Below are 21,659 nucleotides of genomic sequence, written 5' to 3'. Positions count from 1 at the left end.
TATTAGGAGGAGAAAAATTGCCTACATTTTTAGAGAAAGGGTCCATTAGATATCCGCTGATATGCTTGGTTGGTATTACCATCATTCTGCTTGGAATCCTCTCTTATTATAATTGGGTGTTTTCACTACTTGGTTTATTAATATCCATCATCCCTTATTATTTAATATTAAGGATGGATATTCGCCAAAGAAAAGAAACAGAAGATTATATTTCTACTCTTTCTTACCGGGTAAAGAAGGTAGGAGAAGAAGCTTTAATGGAAATGCCAATCGGAATCATGTTAATAAATGATGATTACTACATTGAGTGGACTAATCCCTTTGTAGCTTCTTGTTTTCTAGAGGATACTTTAGTAGGAAGATCTCTTTATGATGTCTCCCCTTCCATTATCCCTTTGATTAAACAAGAAGTGGAAACAGAGATTATTACCTTAAATGAGCGGAAATTTAGAGTGATTCATAAGGTAGAAGAAAAACTATTATACTTTTTTGATGTAACAGAACAGACTGAAATCGAAAAATTATATGAAGATGAGAGAACAGCTATTGCTATTATATTCTTGGATAATTATGATGAACTAACGCAAGGCATGGATGATCAAACAAGAAGTAGCTTAAATAATAGTGTGACTTCCATATTAAACAAATGGGCAAAGGATAATGGGGTTTTATTAAAAAGAATATCATCTGAGCGTTTTTTTGCTGTCTTTAATGAAAATATCCTTCAGTCCCTAGAAAAAGGGAAATTCACCATACTAGATGATGTAAGAGAGTTAACTACTAAGCAAAATGTACCTTTAACACTCAGTATAGGAGTTGGAGCTGGGGTTTCTTCACTTCCTGAGCTGGGAAATATTGCACAATCTAGCCTTGATTTAGCATTAGGAAGAGGTGGAGATCAGGTAGCCATCAAGCAGCTTAATGGTAAGGTTAAATTTTATGGTGGAAAAACAAATCCAGTGGAAAAGCGAACAAGAGTTAGAGCTCGAGTTATTTCTCATGCATTAAAAGAATTGGTGCTAGAGAGTGATAAAGTTATCATCATGGGTCATAAAAATCCTGATATGGATGCTATCGGAGCAGCAATAGGTATCAATAAAGTTGCCCAAATGAATAACAAAAATGCCTATATTGTAATTAACTTCCAAGAAATCGATACCGCTGTGAAAAGACTTATGAACCAGATTAAGAAACAGGAAGCACTTTACTCACGATTTATAACTCCAGAACAGGCATTAGAGATGGCTACAAGTGATACTTTATTAGTGATAGTAGATACCCATAAGCCTTCTTTAGTGATTGATGAACGATTATTGTATAGAATAGAGGATGTAGTAGTAATAGATCATCACCGACGTGCAGAGGAGTTTATTGATAATCCATTACTCGTTTATATGGAGCCATATGCTTCTTCTACTGCAGAGTTAGTAACAGAACTGCTAGAATATCAGCCAAAAACAGCTAAGATTGAAATGCTAGAGGCAACAGCACTTTTAGCAGGAATAATAGTAGATACTAAAAGCTTTACTTTACGAACAGGCGCAAGAACTTTTGATGCAGCCTCTTACTTAAGAGGGTTAGGAGCAGATACTGTTCTAGTTCAAAAGTTCTTAAAGGAAGATCTTGACAATTATGTAAAAAGAGCTAAAATTATCCAAAATGTCAGCTTCTATAAAGAAGGAGTTGCTATTGCGCTTGCAAAAGATATGGCTGATAATGTCCTTATTGCTCAAACAGCAGACACTTTGCTTACTATGGAGGGAATTGTAGCTTCATTTGTTATAGCACCTAGGGGAGATTCTATTATAGGAATTAGTGCCCGTTCATTAGGCGATATTAATGTACAAATCATAATGGAAAGTCTTCATGGTGGAGGACACCTAACAAATGCAGCCACACAGATAGCTGACATGTCCTTAGACGAAGTAGAAGCTAGATTAAAGTTAGCTATTGATGAGTATTTCGAAGGGAGAAGAAAAGGATGAAAGTAATTTTCTTAAAAGATGTTAAAGGTAAAGGGAAAAAAGGGGAAGTTAAAAATGTAGCAGATGGTTATGCACAAAACTTCTTAATTAAACAAGGATTAGCAGTAGAAGCTAATAACGGTGCTGTTAGTACATTAAATGCACAAAAGAAAAAAGAAGAAAAATTAGCAATCGAAGAATTAAACCAAGCAAAACAATTAAAAGAACAAATAGAAAAACTTACAATAGAACTTCAAGCAAAATCTGGTGAAGGCGGAAGATTATTCGGTTCTATTACTAGTAAGCAAATTGCTGATGAATTAAATAAAAAGCATAATATTAAAGTAGATAAAAGAAAAATTGAGATGGAAGATGCTATCCGCTCTCTTGGGGTTACTAAGGTACCTTTAAAGCTTCATCAAGAAGTAACAGCTACTTTAAATGTACATGTAAAAGAATTAAACTAATTTTGGAAGTAGCATTTAAACTTAAACATGTTAGAATAGGATAAGACGATAAGAAATGTGATACAGATTAACTGGTCACATTTTTTCTTTTTGTAAGAAAAAATACCCTCTTCACATACAAGGAGGTCATTAATAGTGAGTGAATTGATGGATCGTGTTCCACCTCAAAATATGGAAGCAGAACAAGCAGTATTAGGTGCTATATTTCTAGAACCGCAAAGTTTAACACTTGCTTCTGAGATATTGATTCCAGAAGATTTCTACCGTGGTGCACATCAACGTATTTACGCCATCATGTTAAAATTAAATGATGAAGGAAAAGCCGTTGATTTAATCACAGTAACAGAAGAATTGGCAGCGACGAATAATTTAGAGGATACCGGCGGAGTTAGTTATTTAAGTGAACTAGCTGCTAGTGTACCTACAGCTGCTAATATTGAATACTATGCAAAAATAGTAGAAGAAAAATCTCTTCTTCGCCGATTAATTCGAACAGCTACGACTATTGCTCAAGATGGTTATTCACGTGAAGATGAAGTAGAGGCATTACTTAGTGAAGCAGAAAAAAGTATATTAGAGGTTGCACAGCGAAAAAATGCTGGAGCCTTTCACAATATAAAAGATGTACTCGTTCGAACATATGATAATATTGAAGAAATGCATAATCGTAAAGGAGATATTACGGGAATTGCAACGGGCTTCGCTGAATTAGATAAAATGACAGCAGGATTTCAGCGAAATGACCTTATTATTGTGGGAGCAAGACCTTCCGTTGGTAAGACAGCTTTCGCCTTAAATATTGCCCAAAACGTGGCTGTGAAGACAGGTGAAAATGTAGCTATCTTTAGTCTTGAGATGGGAGCAGAACAGCTTGTAATGCGTATGCTCTGTGCAGAGGGAAATATTGATGCTCAAAGACTCCGCACAGGTTCTCTAACAGATGAAGACTGGGGTAAACTAACCATGGCTATGGGAAGCTTATCAAACGCAGGAATCTTTATTGATGATACCCCAGGAGTGAAAATAACCGATATAAGAGCAAAATGCAGACGTCTTAAACAAGAGCACGGACTTGGTATGATTTTAATTGACTACTTACAGTTGATTCTTGGTAGTGGACGAGCTGGTGAAAACAGACAACAAGAAGTATCCGAGATATCACGTTCACTGAAGCAGCTTGCTCGTGAATTAAAAGTACCTGTTATAGCCTTATCACAGCTTTCTAGGGGTGTAGAGCAACGCCAAGATAAACGTCCAATGATGTCTGATATTAGGGAATCAGGGAGTATTGAGCAGGATGCAGATATTGTTGCCTTTCTATATCGTGATGATTACTATGATAAAGAATCAGAAAGTAAAAACATAATAGAAATTATAATTGCTAAACAACGTAACGGTCCTACGGGTACCGTACAGCTTGCCTTCGTAAAAGAATATAATAAATTCGTAAACTTAGAACGGCGATTTGACGATGCCGTTGTACCAGCAGGAGCATAAAAGATAGATTAGAAGTTTTATAAACTGCTAAATATCATCCTTTATAGCATAGTAACTTTTAAAATAGTAGCTTCGATGCTACTATTTTTTTATTGTATAATTACGAACGTATTAGATAACTAGTAAAATGATTGTTCGTGTTTTATTGACTTTTCTCTATTATAATTGGTAAAATAGGAATGTTTGATTGGCTTATAATAAAAGATATAGAAACCTTGGAGGTGCTCTAGGATGTCATCAGTAGTAGTCGTAGGAACGCAGTGGGGAGATGAAGGAAAAGGTAAAATTACCGATTTCTTATCTGAAAATGCAGAAGTAATCGCACGATATCAAGGCGGTAATAATGCGGGACATACCATTAAATTTAATGGTGAAACATATAAGTTACACTTAATTCCATCTGGAATATTCTATAAAGATAAAATTAGTGTGGTAGGAAATGGAATGGTTGTTGATCCAAAAGCAATCATCGCTGAATTAAAGTACTTACATGATCGTAATGTTAGCACAGATAACTTGAGAATTAGCAATCGTGCACATGTTATTCTTCCATATCATTTGAAATTAGATGAGGTAGAGGAAGAAAGTAAAGGTGCTAATAAGATTGGTACAACGAAAAAAGGAATTGGTCCGGCTTACATGGATAAAGCGGCTCGCGTAGGTATTCGTATAGCTGATTTATTAGATCGTGAAGCATTTGAAGAAAAATTAACGAGAAACCTAGAAGAGAAGAACCGTTTATTAGAGCGTATCTATGAGACAGAAGGGTTTAAAATTGAGGATATTCTAGATGAATATTATGAATATGGTCAACAAATTAAACAATATGTTTGTGATACATCTGTTGTATTAAATGATGCCTTAGATGATGGACGTCGTGTTCTTTTTGAAGGTGCTCAAGGTGTAATGTTAGATATCGACCAAGGTACATATCCATTTGTTACTTCTTCCAATCCAGTTGCAGGTGGGGTTACAATAGGATCTGGTGTAGGTCCGACAAAAATAAAACATGTAGTAGGTGTTTCAAAAGCCTATACAACTAGAGTAGGGGATGGACCATTCCCAACAGAACTAGATAATGAAATCGGTCATCAAATTAGAGAAGTTGGACGCGAATATGGTACTACAACGGGAAGACCACGCCGCGTAGGTTGGTTTGATAGTGTAGTGGTTCGTCACGCTCGTCGTGTAAGTGGTATTACAGACTTATCTTTAAATTCTATCGATGTATTAACTGGTATAGAAAAGCTGAAAATTTGTGTAGCTTATAAATACAAAGGGGAAGTGATGGAAGAATTCCCAGCAAGCTTGAAAATTTTAGCAGAGTGTGAACCAGTATATGAGGAACTTCCAGGTTGGTCAGAGGATATTACTGGTTGTAAAACATTAAATGAGTTACCTGAAAATGCTCGTCATTATTTAGAGCGAGTATCTCAACTAACAGGTATCCCATTGTCTATTTTCTCAGTAGGACCTGATCGTATGCAAACAAATGTAGTACACAGTCCTTGGAGACAAAGTTAATAGAAGATAGCAAAGAATCTCAATAGAAGAAGCATTCTATTGAGATTCTGTTATGAAATAATAGTTTTTTTTTAAAAAGTTTAAAAAAACTATTGCTATTTAGTTAGAACCTGTGATAATATAAAAAGCGTCGCAAATGAAATAAATTTTGCAAGTGAAATGCTCATATGTATGAGCCATTAGCTCAGTCGGTAGAGCATCTGACTTTTAATCAGAGGGTCGAAGGTTCGAATCCTTCATGGCTCACCATTTTTAAATAATACTATTAAGGCCCATTGGTCAAGCGGTTAAGACACCGCCCTTTCACGGCGGTAACACGGGTTCGAATCCCGTATGGGTCATATTCTCTTAAAATAGAAGAATATAAAAAAATGGTCCGGTAGTTCAGTTGGTTAGAATGCCTGCCTGTCACGCAGGAGGTCGCGGGTTCGAGTCCCGTCCGGACCGCCATTTTCCCTACTATGCAAAGCATAGTAAAATAGATTCTTTTATACATAATAAATAGTATGGCTCAGTAGCTCAGTCGGTAGAGCAAAGGACTGAAAATCCTTGTGTCGGCGGTTCGATTCCGTCCTGAGCCACCTTTAATAATAACAACGACTTTCAGTTAGTTGTTTTTTTATGCTCAAAATTATTTCCCCGTAAATAACTAATCCCTCATAAATGATCAGTTATACTCCTATATTGTTTACCAATAGGAAACTTAGTTTACTCCTTATTTAATTACCTTACAAAAAGACTAGGCTCATCATGTTAAATAGACAACAATTATATTACAATCTAATGGCAAAACTAATATTTATATTATTTTATGTTAAAGTGAAATAATGAAGTGATCATTCTAGACAATTAGAGGAAGAAAAAAATAGAAGAAATAGCAATAGAAATAAAAAAGGACAAAGAGATATAAATATCTCTTTGCCAAAATTAAGGGAAAATGAAACTCATCTATTAGACGATTAGCTCATCTAAAAAGTTTCAAAAATTAATAAAAAAATGTATTATTTCTTCAATTAGTTGGATAAGTATGATCTCCATACATGTGAAACCCTCTTTTAGAGGGATTTTTTTTTACTAAATAGAAAAAAAGTGATTATATAAATTTAATTTGGTAAAGTAGACAGTAGTAGTAAACAATATAGATAAAAACTAAAGACATAGATTACTTCGAATAAGGAGAATGAGAATATGAATAAGAAAATACTAGTTGTTGATGATGAAAAACCAATTGCAGATATATTACAATTCAATTTAAAAAAAGAAGGATTTGAAGTTACTTGTGCATACGATGGAAATGATGCCTTAGAAAAGGTAGAAGAAATTAATCCTGACTTGGTGTTATTAGATATCATGCTACCACAACGTGATGGGATGGAAGTATGTCGTGAAATTAGAAAGAAGCATGAAATGCCCATTATTATGCTTACAGCTAAGGATTCAGAAATAGATAAAGTATTAGGATTAGAGCTTGGTGCAGATGATTATGTGACAAAGCCTTTTAGCACAAGAGAATTAATTGCTCGTGTTAAAGCAAATCTAAGAAGACATCAGCAGGTTCCTGCTGCAGTGGAGGATGAAAAAGAAACTAATGAAATAGATGTAGGTGCCTTAACTATTCACCCTGATGCTTATATTGTTTCAAAAAGGGGAGAAATGATTGAATTAACACATCGTGAATTTGAACTTCTCCATTATTTAGCTAAACATATTGGTCAAGTAATGACACGTGAGCACCTTTTACAGACAGTATGGGGCTATGATTACTATGGAGATGTACGAACAGTGGACGTAACAGTAAGAAGACTAAGAGAAAAAATAGAAGATAATCCTAGTCATCCATCTTGGATCGTAACAAGAAGAGGTGTAGGATATTATTTAAGAAACCCTGAACAGGAGTAATAGAATTAATGAAGAAAGTCGGTTTTTTTCGTTCGATTCATGTAAAACTGGTGATGGTTATTGTGTTACTTATTCTTATTTCCATTCAAATTATAGGTGTGTATTTTGCTCAAACCTTGCAAAATACTTTGCTAGATAGTTTTAAAACATCAATCCAGGATAAAGTAAATATCTTATCTATTTACCTAGAGGAGCAACTGGTAAAAGAGCGTTCTTCTGAAAAAGGCGATGCTACTTTAGAGGAAGATATAAGAAGAATACTTAGTGATAATAATTCCAGTGACATTAAAGAAATAAGAGTAGTAGACAGTAACGGTGTAATTGTAGGAACATCTGAGCCTGAAAATCAAAATCTAGTAGGCCAGAAAATGGTCAATAACTCGGTAAGAAGAGTGTTAACCAATTCAAGTCAGCAAGATAATCCTATTAAGGAAGAACAAGGTTCCACTATCTATGTGCAAATTACTCCTATCAAAACAGAAGGAGATCAAATAGTTGGTGCCATTTATCTAGAAGGAAAGATTGAAAATGTTTATAAACAGATAGAAAATATCAATCAAATATTCCAAAAGGGGACAGGCATAACCCTTATTATTACAGCAGTTTTAGGTGTACTCTTGGCGAGGACTATTACCAAGCCTATTTCCGATATGCAAAAACATGCTTTTGCCTTAGCAAGAGGAAATTTTTCTAGGAAGGTAAAGGTATATGGCTTCGACGAAATTGGTCAGCTTGCTATTACTTTTAATAATTTAACGAAAAAGCTCCAAGAATCACAGGCAACTACAGAAAGCGAAAGGCGAAAGTTATCCTCCGTGCTATCTTATATGACTGATGGTGTAATTGCTACCGATCGAAAAGGGCGTATTATTTTAATTAATGAGCCTGCGGCTAAAATGTTAGATGTTTCACGTGAAACAGTACTCAGTGAACCTATTATTAATCTTCTTGATTTGAATGGAAAATATACCTTTGATGAGCTGTTAGAGGAAAGAGAGTCTGTCATATTGGATTATAGTACACACTATGAACCTTATATTTTAAGAGCTAACTTTTCTGTAATTCAAAAGGAAACAGGTTTTGTTAATGGCTTAATTACAGTGTTACATGATATTACAGAGCAAGAAAAAATAGATATGGAAAGAAAAGAATTTGTTGCGAACGTATCACATGAGTTAAGAACACCGTTAACGACCATGAGAAGCTATGTAGAGGCTCTTTCTGATGGCGCATGGAAGGATGATGAATTAGCTCCAAAATTCCTAAATGTAACCCAGAATGAAACGGAGCGAATGATTCGTTTAGTAAATGATTTACTGCAATTATCTAAACTGGATAGTCGTGATTACCAATTAAATAAAGAATTAATTGATTTCATCGTATTTTATAATCGAATAATTGATCGATTTGAATTAACGAAAGAGCAAAATGTTACATTTGTAAGAAAGTTACCGAAGAAGGTGGCTTTTGTCGAAATTGATGAAGACAAGCTAACACAGGTACTAGATAATATTATTTCTAATGCGATGAAGTATTCACCAGAGGGTGGAAAAATAACCTTCTCTATTAAAGAACAAGAGCAGCAAATCATTGTAAGTGTCTCTGATAATGGGGTAGGAATACCTAAAGAAAATATAGAGAAAATTTTTGACCGTTTTTACAGAGTAGATAAGGCCAGAACACGTAAGCTTGGAGGTACAGGTTTAGGTCTTGCAATAGCAAAGGAAATGGTAGAGGCTCATGGGGGAAGAATTTGGGCTTCTAGTAAAGAAGGAAAAGGGACAAAAATCTCCTTCACCCTTCCTTATATACCATCTGAAGAGGATGATTGGGGATGAAATATGAGAGCGCAAAAAGTGGAATATTAATATTTCTTATTGCTCTTAGTTTGCTATTATATTATCTACTTTGGACAGATCAAGGTGGTAATATTGAAGCAGTAGATAGTGGCTCTACCATGGAGCAAGAAAGAATAGGTGCAACCAAGGAAATTGGCCAAGTGGTTAAACCAGATAGAATTTACCAGCACATGGAAGGCGATCATTATGGTACAGTTTCTGTAGAGGAATTGAATTCATTAGTAGATTTATTAAAGCAATTCAGTTTTGATAGTTTTCAAAATATCTCCTCGGAAGTAGAGAATGTCTCTCAATTTATGGAGAATCGTACGAATAGTATAGAGTTAAGATTTCCAGGAGACGTTCCTTTTGGAATATATAAAAATATATTAGGTATGGAAGGAGATAATTCCTTCGACTTTGATACTATTATCCTATCGTATACGCTTAATGCAGAAAATAAAGCGGCAGTATACTTTATCTCTCAATCCAATAAGCGTGTTTATGAAACGTCGATAGTTGCTCAAGACGTGGAGAAATTAGAAGCTTTTAAAAAGCATGTGAAAGAGGCAGAGTCCGCTTATCTAACGTATTTTGCTTACAGACCGAATGATCAATACTTAATTTATTTACCGAAAGAAAAAGTAGAAGTAAATAAATATAAGTATTTTACAAGAAAAATTGAATCCATTCGTTTGAAAAGAGCATTATTCAGTAATCCTAGTATTGCTCAAAAAGAAATATATTCAAACTGGGAAGAGTATACCGATGATTCAGGGTTATTGAGAATATACAAAGATACACATGTTGTTAGCTTCTTTAAACCATCAGGGATAACGAATGAGCTAAACAATCAAAATCATATTATCAGTAATAGCATTGAATTGATGAATCAGCGTGGAGGCTGGATTAATAATTACTTATATGTAGGTAATGATGATGATACAAGAGTAACTTTTCGCTTATATAACACCAATGGAATGCCAGTATTTAACTTAACTACACAAATATCTGATATTCGGTTAGATTGGGAGAATAGCATAGCACAAAGACTTTTTACCAATAATTTAGTCATCATTAATACAAATACACCATTTGATTTTTCTAAAGAAACAGTATCATCTGGACAAGATGTTTTACTTTATTTCCAAAATAATAAAAAAGTGAAGCAAGAAAAAATCCAGAATATTGTACTAGGTTATAATATGCAAGTAGATTCACAGAGCATTGTTTCCTTACAGCCTACCTGGTTTTATCAATATGATAATAAGTGGTATCAGTTATCCTCAGATGGAACAGGAGGCAATGTAGATGGATTGGAGTAAGATAAAGACAATATTCATTATTGCCTTCTTATTACTAGATATATATTTGATTTACGAATATACACAGCTAAAAGAATCGCAAAAAGCAGATGATAATACAGAAGAATCAGCAGCGAATATACTTGCTCAATTAGGTATTGATTATGACAAAAAGAATATACCTATGAATAAACAAAAGGATCAATATCTATCTGCAAAATCAAAGACCTTTAGTGTAGAAGAACTAGAGGAGCTTGAAAAAGGAATTTTAAAAGACCAAGTCATAACGATAAGAGATAGTATTAATCTACAATCTGTCTTGGAAAAGCCCATCGAAGTAGAAGATGATTTTAGCTCAGGTGATTTGGCAGAATTTTTATCTAATCAGGTTTACAATGGGACAGAGTATCACTTTTGGGAGAAGAAAGGAAATACTATAACCTATTACCAGCAATATGGCCAAAAAACACTTTATCGTAATTTAAAGGGTGCATTAATCTTTAACTTAAATGAAGAGAATAAGATTGTTTCTTATAATCAAACATATCTTGAGAATATAAAAGAAATGGATGAAAAAGAAAATATTATTTCACCATTAGAAGTTATTCTCTCTTTATTTAAAAACAGCTATATTGATAGTGATGCTTTTGTAAGCAAAATGGAATTAGGTTATTATACACAGCTAGATACATCAGCACAGCTACTCACACCAACATGGAAGATAACAGTAGATGATAAGAATTATTATGTAAATGCACTAGCTGGAGAAATTATTCAACCAGAAACAGAGGAATTGAAAGTGGAGTGAGAGAAAATGCGTTTTAGCGTTCTCGCAAGTGGCAGTACGGGAAATGCCATATTTGTAGAATCAGGGGAACATTCATTTTTAGTAGATGCAGGGTTAAGTGGTAAGCAAATGGAAAGTCTATTTGCAGGCATTGATCGAAAAATGAGTGATTTGTCAGGAATATTAGTCACACATGAGCATAGTGATCATATAAAGGGCGTTGGAATTGTCGCTAGAAAGTATAAATTACCTGTATATGCTAATGAAAAGACATGGAGAGCAATGAATCCTTTAATTGGAGAAGTACCAACAGAGCAAAAGTTTCAGTTCGATATGGAAACAGTCAAGACATTTGGAGATTTATCTATTGAATCATTCGGTGTGTCACATGATGCTGCTGAGCCGATGTTTTATATCTTTCATCAAGGAGAAAGCAAGTTAGTTCTGATAACAGATACTGGCTATGTGAGTGATCGTATGAAAGGGATTATCTCAAATGCAGATTCTTATGTCTTTGAGAGTAATCATGATGTGCAAATGTTAAGAATGGGAAAATATCCTTGGAATATAAAAAGAAGAATTCTAAGTGATGTAGGACATGTTTGTAATGAGGATGCTGCGATTGCAATGAGTGAAGTAATAGGTGACCGCACCAAGCATATCTATCTTGCTCACTTAAGCTTAGATAATAATATGAAGGATTTAGCTAGAATGTCTGTTGCTCAGACATTAGAAAGCCGAGGAGTTGGCTTAGGAGAGCAATTGAACTTATTTGATACAGATCCAAAAGTACCAACTAAACTAATGGCTATATAGAGATAGCTACTTTTTTATTAGAGTTGAGTAAATATTTCAACCATCTTTTGTATTCTCGTTTTTTTTATTAAAAAAAAGGAAAAATAATAGATAGGCAAACAGAGATTTTCTTTTGAATAAATCTACATTTATAACAAGTAGTTAATACAATATGAAGGGAATGAAGTGCATGGGCTATGATTATGGAAATCAGGGCAGAAGTCCAAAACGTAAGTCAGGCAAAGGATATTTCTATTCTGGACTTATTGGTGCTGTTATTGGAGCATTAATGGTAGTATTATTGATACCACGTTTATCGGGTTTAGGGTTATTTAAGTATGATACAACAGATAATAATGGTCTCTCTTTTTCAGATGGGATTACCACTCAAGAAGTTTCTGTTGGTGTTGAGACAGATGTTATAAAGGCAGTAGAAAAAGCTGCTGATTCTGTTGTTGGTATCACCAATCTGCAATCCTCTGAATTTTGGGCAGATGAAACAGCAGCAGAAGAAGCTGGTACTGGTTCAGGGGTGATTTATAAGAAAAGCGGAAAGAAAGCTTTTATTGTAACCAATAATCATGTGGTACAGGGAGCAACTGAGATAGAGGTTACTTTATCGGATGGAAAAAAGATTAGTGCAAAGCTTATTGGGGGAGATATTTGGACTGATTTAGCAGTGGTAGAGGTAAATGCAAATGAGGTATCAAAAGTAGCAGAATTTGGCGATTCTAGTACGTTAAAAGCTGGAGAACCTGTTATTGCAATTGGAAATCCTCTAGGCTTAACTTTTTCTGGATCGGTAACACAAGGAATTATCTCTGGTTTAGAAAGAACAATACCAGTAGATATCAATGAGGATGGATTAGCAGATTGGCAATCGGAAGTTCTGCAAACTGATGCAGCTATTAATCCTGGGAATAGTGGTGGAGCTCTTGTAAACATAGAGGGGCAGCTGATTGGTATTAATAGTATGAAAATCGCAGAGTCGTCAGTAGAAGGAATAGGTCTTGCTATACCCATAAACTCAGCTATTCCTATTATAGAAGATCTAGAGCAATATGGAGAAGTGAAAAGACCATATATGGGTTTGGAGTTGCAATCTGTTAGTGATATCCCAGGTTATTATCAGCAAGAAGCGCTGAAACTACCAGAAGATATAACAACAGGGGTAGCAGTAAAAGTAGTTACACCAGATTCACCAGCACAGCAAGCAGGCTTGAAAGAACTAGATGTTATTGTAGAATTAGACGGTAAGGAAATCCCAGATCTTATTTCTCTAAGAAAACATCTTTATACAGAGAAGAAAATCGGCGAAAAAATGAAGATAAAGTTCTACCGAGAGGGTGAGCTACAAACAAGGACAATTATTTTATTAGAAGATCAGATGTAAAAAGAAAAGGGGACACTAACTAAATTCCAAGTTAGTGTCTTTTTTTGGAGAATAACAATAAGATTTTGCGTGAAAAATAGAAAGAATGGTTAAAGTATTGCAGTTTTTTGCAAGCATGTTAAGATGTAATGTGGATAAGTAAAAGTAAGTGGGTAAAACTATTTATCCACAGTTTATTTTAGAAAAATCAAACTAAATGTATGTTAAAAGGAGAAATAAAAATGATTTATAGTTGTGCTGAACACGTTGATATAGCAATAGATACCATTGTAAATGAGCATGAAACGTTCCCTATTTTAGAACAGGTTTCCGAGGAAGAAAAGTTATCAACAGCCTGTGAATATTGCAAAAATCCAGCCATATATATGGTGGCGAACACGTGATTCCATACAAGATGTGGACTAAAAATGTGGATATGTGGATAAGTTTTGTGGATATCTTGTTCGTAAAGTGAGGAAAGCATGTGAATATCTCAATTGTTACCGTTGGAAAGCTAAAAGAAAAATATTTAAAACAAGGAATTGAAGAATATATAAAAAGGCTATCAAGCTATTCTAAGATAGAAATTATTGAAGTACCAGATGAAAAAGCTCCCGAAATTCTATCAGAAGCAGAAATGCTGCAGGTGAAGAAAAAAGAAGGAGAAAGGATACTTGCGAAAGTTGCGGTGGATGCACATGTTGTTGCGCTGGCTATTGAAGGGAAGCAGAGGTCTTCTGAAGAGTTGGCAGATATGCTAGATAAGCTCGCTACATATGGGAAGAGTAAGGTGACTTTTATCATTGGCGGATCGTTAGGGTTAAGTGAGGAAGTATTGAAAAGAGCGGATGATAAGTTATCTTTTAGTAAAATGACGTTTCCTCATCAGTTGATGCGGCTGATATTGGTGGAGCAGGTTTATCGGGCGTTTCGGATTAATCGGGGGGAACCGTATCATAAGTAAATAAACTTAACAAAGAGGGACACTTAAAATGTGCATAAAAACATTTTTAGTGTTCTTTGAATTATTTAAATAAATGCAATAACCGAATTCTTTATTAAATTGTATATTGCAATGTATTTATAGAACATGACATGATAGTATTATAATACCAATATTTACAAGTGGAGGATTTTATGGGGGATATAAAGAAGATAAGTAAAGAAACGTTAGATAATGTGTTAAAAAATAACGAACGACAATATTTAGTTGGAAATTTGAAATCTCCACAAATGTTACCGCACATTCATGATAACAATGTAGAAGTGGGAATTTCTCATTATAAAGATTTTACAGCTGATAAACCTCATATTCATAAAGAGGTAACTGAATATCAAATGATTTTACAAGGACGTTCGGAAATTAAAAATCTATTAACAGAAGAAGTTATTAAATTACATGAAGGTGATTTTTATATTGTAAATAAGGAGACTCCTTATGCACAAAAGTCAGCTGCAAATACGAAAATTATATTTTTTAAATATCCTAGTTTGAATGATAAACAAGTCATTGAAATTGATGCAGCAACCGAATTTTGGCTAAAAATCGAAATTTAAAGGGAGTAATGAAAAGTGCGTAAAGAAAATAGAATTTCTGTAACAATTGGTAAACGAATACTTCAAATGTTTGGTCAATGGGGTGTTCTCAGTGCTGTTTATACATTCTGTAAAAATATTGATAATAATCTATTAGTTGAAAGTATTAAATGGTTTCTAATCTTATGTGCAATTGTAATAACAGGATATTATCTGAAAACTAGTTTAGAAATATGGCGAAATTATAATAGTTTTAAAAAAAGGTATTCATTAGATTTAACAGGTAAAAAAGTATCAATAGGATATGAAGTAGGCTCTTTTTGGGAAGTTGTTGATAGGTTCAAGGGAGATGGTGGAGAAAATGAAAGAGTTGCTGTTATTATGGGTGTAAACAATCGTTTTTGTATCGATAAAGATTACATCAATTCCAGTAGTTTAATAAATAATTACCTATCTATCCTTTCTGACGAAGAATATCAACAATTAACTAGCAAAATACATAATCAACTAAAACATTTAGTTATTAAACATGATATTAATCAATTACCTATCTATCCATATGGAACATTGTGTACATTAAATCCAAGTAAAGATAATCATTATGAAGTAGGTTTATTAGCAATGTGTGAACCGGTTAATTCTAATATTCAAGGCAAATTCGCTTCTACTAGAAAGGATTTAATTTTCTCTCTTGAAAAATTATTTGAAGAAATGTCTAATCATTATACGGATTATACATTAGTAATTCCTCTAATTGGTACGAAATCATCAGGAGGACCATTAACACATGAAGAAGTAGCAAAGTATTTAATTTCTGCTTTTGCAAATTACACACGTATTAATGAACGCCGTTTAGCAAGAAGATTAGTAGTTTCAATATATTATAAAGATTTTGAAACAGTTGAAAGTATTATGGAAATAAAAAGACATATTGACATGGAGTGTGGAATGGGGAGTTTTTCATATTCTAAAATTAAAAGTGAAATTGAAAGGGATATACCTACTGCTGAAGCTGTTTAGGAAAGACATTATTAATAATAAATATTATGAATTAAGTTAAAATAATACAAAAGTGATTTTTTTATGTTTTATTTCAGTTTTATATTATATTTAGACTATAACTCTGAACCATAAATAAGTAATTCAGGTTTTTAGATTATAACAATATCTAAAGATTATTATTGATGTTAAAGAGAACTCCAATTTACAAATGAAAACACTATTACAACCCAATCTCTTTATGATAACTATTTTCTTTAACTTGCTAACTGACCCAATTACAAATTGCCTATTTCAAAGAAACAGCACTGCTTCTATATATACGCGGTGCTATTCTTGCTGAAGTTAGCTCACTTAAAGCTGTCATCTGTAAGGATAACCTGTTTACCGTATTTTCTGCTTGCAACTGTGCCGACATAAATAATGGATAGTTCCTCTATCTCCATATTTAATACTGTCATAGAATCAAGAACAGTTAGATCTTCATAGTGAATATCCAATACTATATAGTCGGTACCACTTATTTGTAATTCAAATACCAATAGTGGATAAGTTATCTGTATTAACCTTTGGTGACCGCTCCATTATCTTCACATATTCACCCACTTATTCCTTAATAATATAATCCGGATAACTCCGTTTTAGTGAATTATCTTTAGCTCCCTCCGCACTTTGTTCATCTATGAAGTTATCATTAAGAGAGAAGCTGTAGGTGCCTTTAGGTATCTCGCTCATATCTTCTAGCTCCTTTGTGATCTGATTAAATAAATCTACGCTAGGGTTTGCATGCTTGTCGTTCATAAATAGTTGGATGTTAATTTTAAAATTTTCAGGTGCAAATAATTCTCCATTATAAGCATTATGCAAATTTTCTATACTTTCATCAGGATTGCTTATATAAAGATCATAAACTGGTTGGATTGCCTCTTCTTTACTTGTTAAAGCTATAAAGTAATAGGGAGTCATATATCCATGACCACCAACACTTTGGAGGGTTTCTTTTGTTTTACCAGTAACTTCCCCTTTAGCTTCAAGAGATTCGAGGTATGTATTGAGATTTTTAAATTCTTCAGGAAAAATCATTTGATACAGACCACCTTTAATGGCATTTTCCACCTTAAATTCATCTACCCAAATGTTATCTGCCATTACTTTCTTTTCTTGTTCATTAATTGGTACAACCGCATACGTATAGAAATGCGGCTCCTCTTTGGACTCAACAAAAATGGTAGCCCCATCAAGGGCACCGACTACATTATGTATATAAACATCCGTTTTGTATTGTTTCTTAAAAAACTTTATAGCTGTATTTTCTATCTGATCTCGGTTCTCTTCAGCAAGCTTATCGGTTTCTTTCCCGTATGGAAGAGCATAACCTTCACCAGTGTAATCCTGAACGCTCACTAAGGTCTCGCTCGAAGGTACAGCATGTGCTTCATTTCCCTTTTCATTGTCATTATTAGTAGTTTTATTATCCATTTCTGAGCATCCTCCAAGCATCATTGCTATTCCAACACCGCAAAGTAAGATTCTTTTCTTCTTGTACATAGTTTTGAATATCCTCCCTAAAGGATTGTGCCATATACCTAATATTGTAGCGAATATAGTGATGTCTTTACAGTAAGGAAGGTTGTGAATTACCATTTTTATAAATAGGGAAACAAATTAAGGGAGTTGTTCTTTCTATTCAATATCGTTACTTGAAATAATAGAAAGAAGGAAGACTATCCAATTCCATTATATTGTTTACCTATCTCTTCTCAACTTTTGTCGATGAATGATAGGTTTTTTAATGAATTCAATGTGAAAGAATAATAAAATAGATATAGTAATAAAATAGTTCTTTGATTCGAAAAAATACAATTAAATTTGTAGCTGTACTAATGTGGAAAAACCGAGCTTATAAGAGTAGAGAGGATGTACGTATGAAAATAAACCGATTAATTGCGAACAATATTGACAAATTAGATACAGAGCTTCCAGTTGGTAAATCATTAGGAATTGCTGGTTTGTCTGGATCTGGAAAAACTACTTTTTGTCAAACCATTGGAGAAGAGTCCAAGAAGCGTCTTGTTTCTTTATTGCCAAAGGCTGAATATCAGTATTTGTTTTCTAATATTATGGAAACGAATTTCAGTGCTATCAAGATGGAAGAGATGCCTTTAGTCCTTTTTCTCGGTAGATCATCCATTTCATCCAATCCACGTTCAACAATTGGCACACATACTGGTGTGTTTACAGAGATTCGTGAGTGTCTTGCTGAAAAATTTAAGCTATCTCCAGAAATGTTTTCATTTAATAATGAATTAGGCTGGTGTCCAGGTTGTAAGGGACGTGGAACGACCAAAAATGTTGAATGTAAAAAGTGTGGGGGGAAACGTTTTAATCAAGAAGTGGAACAATACACGATGGAATTATTTGATCAGCCACATACGATTTCAGATATCAATAACTTAAGCATTGAAACTATTTTTTCACAAGCAGAAGTTTTACATATTAGTGAAGCAAAACAACATGTTCTTAAAAATATGATCAATATGAACATTGGTTATTTAACATTAAATCGAATTATGGGTACATTGTCAGGTGGAGAATTAACACGGCTTTACTTAGCAGAATTCATGGCAGTAAGTGAAAATACCGTTATTATTATTGATGAAATCTCAGTAGGTCTTGATCATGAAACACTGCTGAACATTTTAGAACAAATTAAACAATTAGGCTATAAGAATCAAATTTGGTTCATTGATCATTCTGACATAGTGCTTGATGTGACGGATGAGCAATTGTTCTTTGGACCTGGTAGTGGAAAATATGGTGGAAAAATAGTGGAAGAATCACCACGTCCACAGCCAATTAATTGGGAACAAAATCAGGCAATCCCAACAGAATACTATCAATTTCATGACCTTTATTGTCGTAATATTCAAATGGCTGAATGTCAGATTCCCAAAAATAGACTCGTAACTGTTACGGGTGAGTCTGGATGCGGTAAATCTACACTTGTCAATGAATGTATAACCAAAGATTTCCTGAAGCGTTATCCAAAAGATAAACTGGTTATGGTAGGTCAAGACAGAAACAAATCGATTACCAATCGGTCAACCGTTGCGACTTTTCTTGATATTAAGAAGAAACTTACAAAATATAGTGAAGAGATTGATGATATTTTTCAGCGCTCCATTGAAGATATAATTGATGAACTGCCAAATGAAGACATCGCTCATAAGCGCTTAAGTTTATTGATTAAACTGGGACTTGGCTATTTGACATTAGAAAGAAAAACACAAACACTATCAACTGGTGAATTTCAATGTGTTCATTTAGTATCAGAGTTGTTTGCTAACACAAGAAACCCGCATACGTTGTTTATTTTTGATGAGCCTTCCAAAGGTTTATCGCAAAATATTTTGAACCAATTCATTGATAGTATCAGGGGCATTCTGCAAGATGAATCAGTCTCCATCTTAATGATTGAACATAATGCCTATATGCTAGAAAGTTCGGATTTTATAATTGATTTTGGGAAAAGAAAGACGGCACCTGTGGAGCATCTTGAAGTTATCAGCCATGATGAATATTTTGAAGAAAAAAGGAAGGAAGATCTTACTGTTTCATCAAAAATTTCTTCCACACTCAAGCAGCAAGATGGCATTACATATTTAGAAGAAAATCATATAGGGTATTTTAAAAGAGCAGAAAACATCTATAAAGGCGGCATTTTAAAAAGCTTATCATCAATGGCCCGTTTGATTTATGGTGAATTTGAATCTGACACCATTGCACCAGTCATTTCCATTGATCTTGAAAGACACTTGTATAGCCAGTATAGTTTTCTTTATGAAATTGGCGGTCTGATTAACCATATAATAGCATCTCATCCAACTAATAAAAATACTAGAAGTTTTGATTTCTTTTCACAGGATAATCATTGTCCATCATGTTCAGGACGTCTTGAGATTGAAATATTTGATAAAGATTTAGTGATTCAAGATAGCAATCTTTCATTCTGTGATGGTCTATTCTATCCAGAAATAATGGAAGTATTAAAATTTTATCAATTACCTAAAATAGATTTTCTCTTTGAAGAGATTAAAAATGAGCTAGGGCAGGATCTCACAAAAAGCTATAATGAGTTGTCAGATGAAGAAAAGCATACATTTTGGTACGGTTATTTTGACAAGTCATTTTATGATAAGAAAAGTAAGGCACGTAGAACATGGGTAGGCTTTAACACCATAATTGGCGGGTATATTGTCATATCAAAATCAATTATTAAAGAACAAATGAAAGCTTCTAAAGAAATGATTACATGCCCCATTTGTGATGGTACTGTTTTAAATCACCATAAACCGCTTCAATTTGGAGACACAGATATTCGAGAGATTATTCATCAGCCACTTGATCAAGTAATGAATATAGTTGGGAAGTTACCGGAGCTGGTAAAATTGAAATCAATTGTTGGCGGAGATATGGTCTTGACGGAGGATATCTCTCTGCTACCAAGGGAAACACAAGTAGCACTGAAAATGCTTGAACTAGAATTAGCAAGCTTTGTTGGATATGAAATGGTCCTACAAAATGTCTTACCATTCTGGAATATAATCAAAGACAATATCGAATCCATCAGTAACAATAATCAAGTAACCATCTGTGATTTTCCTGCTATCAATGAAACAAGAGAAACGATTATAGATAAGTATTTTACAAATGGAAAATACAAAAAATTAACATATGTTTATGAAGCATTTGGGTACAAAAAATTAGTTACCCAAATTAATAAAATTAAAAAAAGCCATCCATGTCCATTCTGTAAAGGAAAGAAAGTGATATCAGAAGATAATCTGCATGATGGTGTGTACAAATTAACTATTCCATGTGTAAGTTGCTATGCAAGTGGCATTAATGATGAAGGGCGCAAGGAAATCGTTGAGGGCATAGACGTGCAAACATGGGTAACAGGCAAAGTAAGTGATGTTGTTGCTGAAAGCCTACTAACGGAAGATGTTGCAGATATCCTGATTTTTAATCGTATTCGTGAGTTAAATAAACAGGATATGATGTCGGTTTATCAATGCCTTGAGCAAATTTGAATAATGATGTTGTATAAATGAATTTTGAGTAGTGACATATACTCGCATAGCCTACAATAATGATGATAGAGAAATAAATGAAGGCCTGGACAAATAAATCATATTTGTTCAGGCCTTTTTCTCCAGGATATAATAAGTTTTGAATAAAGCAATAGAGCTCAGTTCAACTAATAAAAATATTTGCTTAAATTATATTAAATGGCTGCATACATAGTTTTAGTAAAAAAAGATGGAGATTTAAACTGGCACCCATGTCAAGGACACAATAAAAAAAGAGACTAAGCAACTAGAAGGTGATTCCTATATTGAATAGGGGTCATCTTTGTGCGACGGGCAGTCGCTCCTTTTTGCTTTAAAGCATGAATTTACTGTTATAGGTTGGGCGATGTTACTTCGGTAATAACAAGCCCCGAATCCTGGAAGGTATGATTCTCTCGGAGGTGAAAGTCCTCCCATAGGGATACTGGTACAACCTATGAAAACTAATCTAGGGCATTATTGCGAGGTAGTGTTTGAAGGAGATGCGGTGAATCGAGAGACCCGTAGTTGGATGAGCAGACCCAAATGCATAAGCGTGAAACACA

General features: G+C 34.0%; 17 protein-coding genes and 4 tRNA genes. 19 read left to right on the top strand and 2 right to left on the bottom strand.

Annotated features, from left to right (window positions below; genetic code table 11):
• Positions 1-17 precede the first annotated feature (17 nt).
• The 18 genes from F9279_RS20960 to F9279_RS20875 all read left to right on the top strand — a co-directional run bounded on the left by F9279_RS20960 (position 18) and on the right by F9279_RS20875 (position 16,003).
• Positions 18-1,985: a DHH family phosphoesterase gene (locus F9279_RS20960; protein WP_152116143.1), complete on the top strand. Its 1,968-nt coding sequence runs from the start codon at positions 18-20 to the stop codon at positions 1,983-1,985.
• Positions 1,982-2,431 carry a 50S ribosomal protein L9 gene (rplI, locus tag F9279_RS20955; protein WP_152116142.1) on the top strand — a complete coding sequence of 150 codons (450 nt, stop codon included), beginning with the start codon at positions 1,982-1,984 and terminating at the stop codon, positions 2,429-2,431. The genes F9279_RS20960 and rplI overlap by 4 nt, the downstream gene beginning before the upstream one ends.
• Positions 2,432-2,578: 147 nt before the next feature.
• Positions 2,579-3,928, top strand: coding sequence for a replicative DNA helicase (gene dnaB, locus F9279_RS20950; RefSeq protein ID WP_193224658.1), 1,350 nt, complete (start codon positions 2,579-2,581; stop codon positions 3,926-3,928).
• A 231-nt stretch (positions 3,929-4,159) separates the two neighbouring features.
• Positions 4,160-5,452, top strand: a complete 1,293-nt coding sequence (locus F9279_RS20945; protein ID WP_152116140.1) for an adenylosuccinate synthase — start codon at positions 4,160-4,162, stop codon at positions 5,450-5,452.
• Between the two features lie 173 nt (positions 5,453-5,625).
• A tRNA-Lys gene (locus tag F9279_RS20940) sits at positions 5,626-5,701 on the top strand.
• 20 nt (positions 5,702-5,721) lie between these two features.
• A tRNA-Glu gene (locus tag F9279_RS20935) sits at positions 5,722-5,793 on the top strand.
• Between the two features lie 32 nt (positions 5,794-5,825).
• A tRNA-Asp gene (locus F9279_RS20930) sits at positions 5,826-5,902 on the top strand.
• Positions 5,903-5,960: 58 nt separating this feature from the next.
• A tRNA-Phe gene (locus F9279_RS20925) sits at positions 5,961-6,033 on the top strand.
• Positions 6,034-6,640: 607 nt separating this feature from the next.
• Positions 6,641-7,351 carry a response regulator YycF gene (yycF, locus tag F9279_RS20920; RefSeq protein ID WP_152116139.1) on the top strand — a complete coding sequence of 237 codons (711 nt, stop codon included), beginning with the start codon at positions 6,641-6,643 and terminating at the stop codon, positions 7,349-7,351.
• A gap of 8 nt (positions 7,352-7,359) precedes the next feature.
• Complete coding sequence (gene walK / locus F9279_RS20915) at positions 7,360-9,189, top strand: cell wall metabolism sensor histidine kinase WalK (RefSeq protein ID WP_152116138.1); 1,830 nt, start codon at positions 7,360-7,362, stop codon at positions 9,187-9,189.
• Positions 9,186-10,514 carry a YycH family regulatory protein gene (locus F9279_RS20910; RefSeq protein WP_152116137.1) on the top strand — a complete coding sequence of 443 codons (1,329 nt, stop codon included), beginning with the start codon at positions 9,186-9,188 and terminating at the stop codon, positions 10,512-10,514. The genes walK and F9279_RS20910 overlap by 4 nt, the downstream gene beginning before the upstream one ends.
• Positions 10,501-11,301, top strand: a complete 801-nt coding sequence (locus tag F9279_RS20905) for a two-component system regulatory protein YycI (RefSeq protein ID WP_152116136.1) — start codon at positions 10,501-10,503, stop codon at positions 11,299-11,301. Before F9279_RS20910 ends, F9279_RS20905 begins: the two co-directional genes overlap by 14 nt.
• A gap of 6 nt (positions 11,302-11,307) precedes the next feature.
• On the top strand, positions 11,308-12,096 hold the full coding sequence (locus F9279_RS20900) for an MBL fold metallo-hydrolase (RefSeq protein WP_152116135.1): 789 nt from the start codon (positions 11,308-11,310) through the stop codon (positions 12,094-12,096).
• Between the two features lie 151 nt (positions 12,097-12,247).
• Complete coding sequence (locus F9279_RS20895; RefSeq protein WP_413463234.1) at positions 12,248-13,468, top strand: S1C family serine protease; 1,221 nt, start codon at positions 12,248-12,250, stop codon at positions 13,466-13,468.
• Positions 13,469-13,689: 221 nt separating this feature from the next.
• Complete coding sequence (locus F9279_RS20890; RefSeq protein ID WP_152116134.1) at positions 13,690-13,851, top strand: CxxH/CxxC protein; 162 nt, start codon at positions 13,690-13,692, stop codon at positions 13,849-13,851.
• A gap of 80 nt (positions 13,852-13,931) precedes the next feature.
• Positions 13,932-14,411, top strand: a complete 480-nt coding sequence (rlmH, locus tag F9279_RS20885) for a 23S rRNA (pseudouridine(1915)-N(3))-methyltransferase RlmH (protein ID WP_152116133.1) — start codon at positions 13,932-13,934, stop codon at positions 14,409-14,411.
• Positions 14,412-14,584: 173 nt separating this feature from the next.
• Positions 14,585-15,004: a cupin gene (locus F9279_RS20880; RefSeq protein WP_152116132.1), complete on the top strand. Its 420-nt coding sequence runs from the start codon at positions 14,585-14,587 to the stop codon at positions 15,002-15,004.
• A 15-nt stretch (positions 15,005-15,019) separates the two neighbouring features.
• Positions 15,020-16,003: a macro domain-containing protein gene (locus tag F9279_RS20875; RefSeq protein WP_152116131.1), complete on the top strand. Its 984-nt coding sequence runs from the start codon at positions 15,020-15,022 to the stop codon at positions 16,001-16,003.
• A 329-nt stretch (positions 16,004-16,332) separates the two neighbouring features.
• On the opposite strand, the gene F9279_RS20870 is transcribed toward F9279_RS20875, so the two are convergent.
• Together F9279_RS20870 and F9279_RS20865 are read right to left on the bottom strand one after the other, a co-directional pair.
• Entirely contained in the window at positions 16,333-16,524 is a 192-nt protein-coding gene (locus F9279_RS20870) for a hypothetical protein (RefSeq protein WP_152116130.1), read from the bottom strand.
• A 64-nt stretch (positions 16,525-16,588) separates the two neighbouring features.
• Complete coding sequence (locus F9279_RS20865) at positions 16,589-17,530, bottom strand: DUF1672 family protein (RefSeq protein WP_152116129.1); 942 nt, start codon at positions 17,528-17,530, stop codon at positions 16,589-16,591.
• Positions 17,531-17,907: 377 nt separating this feature from the next.
• On the opposite strand from F9279_RS20865, the gene F9279_RS20860 reads away from it, so the two are divergent.
• The gene (locus tag F9279_RS20860) at positions 17,908-21,075 is read left to right on the top strand and encodes an ATP-binding cassette domain-containing protein (RefSeq protein ID WP_152116128.1); all 3,168 of its coding nucleotides are present in this window, start codon (positions 17,908-17,910) and stop codon (positions 21,073-21,075) included.
• The last annotated feature ends 584 nt before the right edge of the window (positions 21,076-21,659 follow it).

Source organism: Bacillus sp. B1-b2 (assembly GCF_009183415.1).
Taxonomy (GTDB): domain Bacteria; phylum Bacillota; class Bacilli; order Bacillales; family Cytobacillaceae; genus Niallia.
The sequence above is the reverse complement of the archived record's forward strand: the minus strand, read 5'-3'. Positions and strand labels throughout refer to the sequence as shown.

Coding starts and splice junctions, on each gene's coding strand:
- F9279_RS20905 (WP_152116136.1), top strand. CDS start 10,501: ATGGATTGGAGTAAGATAAAGACAATATTCATTATTGCCTTCTTATTA.
- F9279_RS20910 (WP_152116137.1), top strand. CDS start 9,186: ATGAAATATGAGAGCGCAAAAAGTGGAATATTAATATTTCTTATTGCT.
- dnaB (WP_193224658.1), top strand. CDS start 2,579: ATGGATCGTGTTCCACCTCAAAATATGGAAGCAGAACAAGCAGTATTA.
- F9279_RS20865 (WP_152116129.1), bottom strand. CDS start 17,530: ATGTACAAGAAGAAAAGAATCTTACTTTGCGGTGTTGGAATAGCAATG.
- yycF (WP_152116139.1), top strand. CDS start 6,641: ATGAATAAGAAAATACTAGTTGTTGATGATGAAAAACCAATTGCAGAT.
- F9279_RS20945 (WP_152116140.1), top strand. CDS start 4,160: ATGTCATCAGTAGTAGTCGTAGGAACGCAGTGGGGAGATGAAGGAAAA.
- F9279_RS20900 (WP_152116135.1), top strand. CDS start 11,308: ATGCGTTTTAGCGTTCTCGCAAGTGGCAGTACGGGAAATGCCATATTT.
- rplI (WP_152116142.1), top strand. CDS start 1,982: ATGAAAGTAATTTTCTTAAAAGATGTTAAAGGTAAAGGGAAAAAAGGG.
- F9279_RS20895 (WP_413463234.1), top strand. CDS start 12,248: ATGAAGGGAATGAAGTGCATGGGCTATGATTATGGAAATCAGGGCAGA.
- F9279_RS20890 (WP_152116134.1), top strand. CDS start 13,690: ATGATTTATAGTTGTGCTGAACACGTTGATATAGCAATAGATACCATT.
- walK (WP_152116138.1), top strand. CDS start 7,360: ATGAAGAAAGTCGGTTTTTTTCGTTCGATTCATGTAAAACTGGTGATG.
- F9279_RS20860 (WP_152116128.1), top strand. CDS start 17,908: ATGAAAATAAACCGATTAATTGCGAACAATATTGACAAATTAGATACA.
- F9279_RS20880 (WP_152116132.1), top strand. CDS start 14,585: ATGGGGGATATAAAGAAGATAAGTAAAGAAACGTTAGATAATGTGTTA.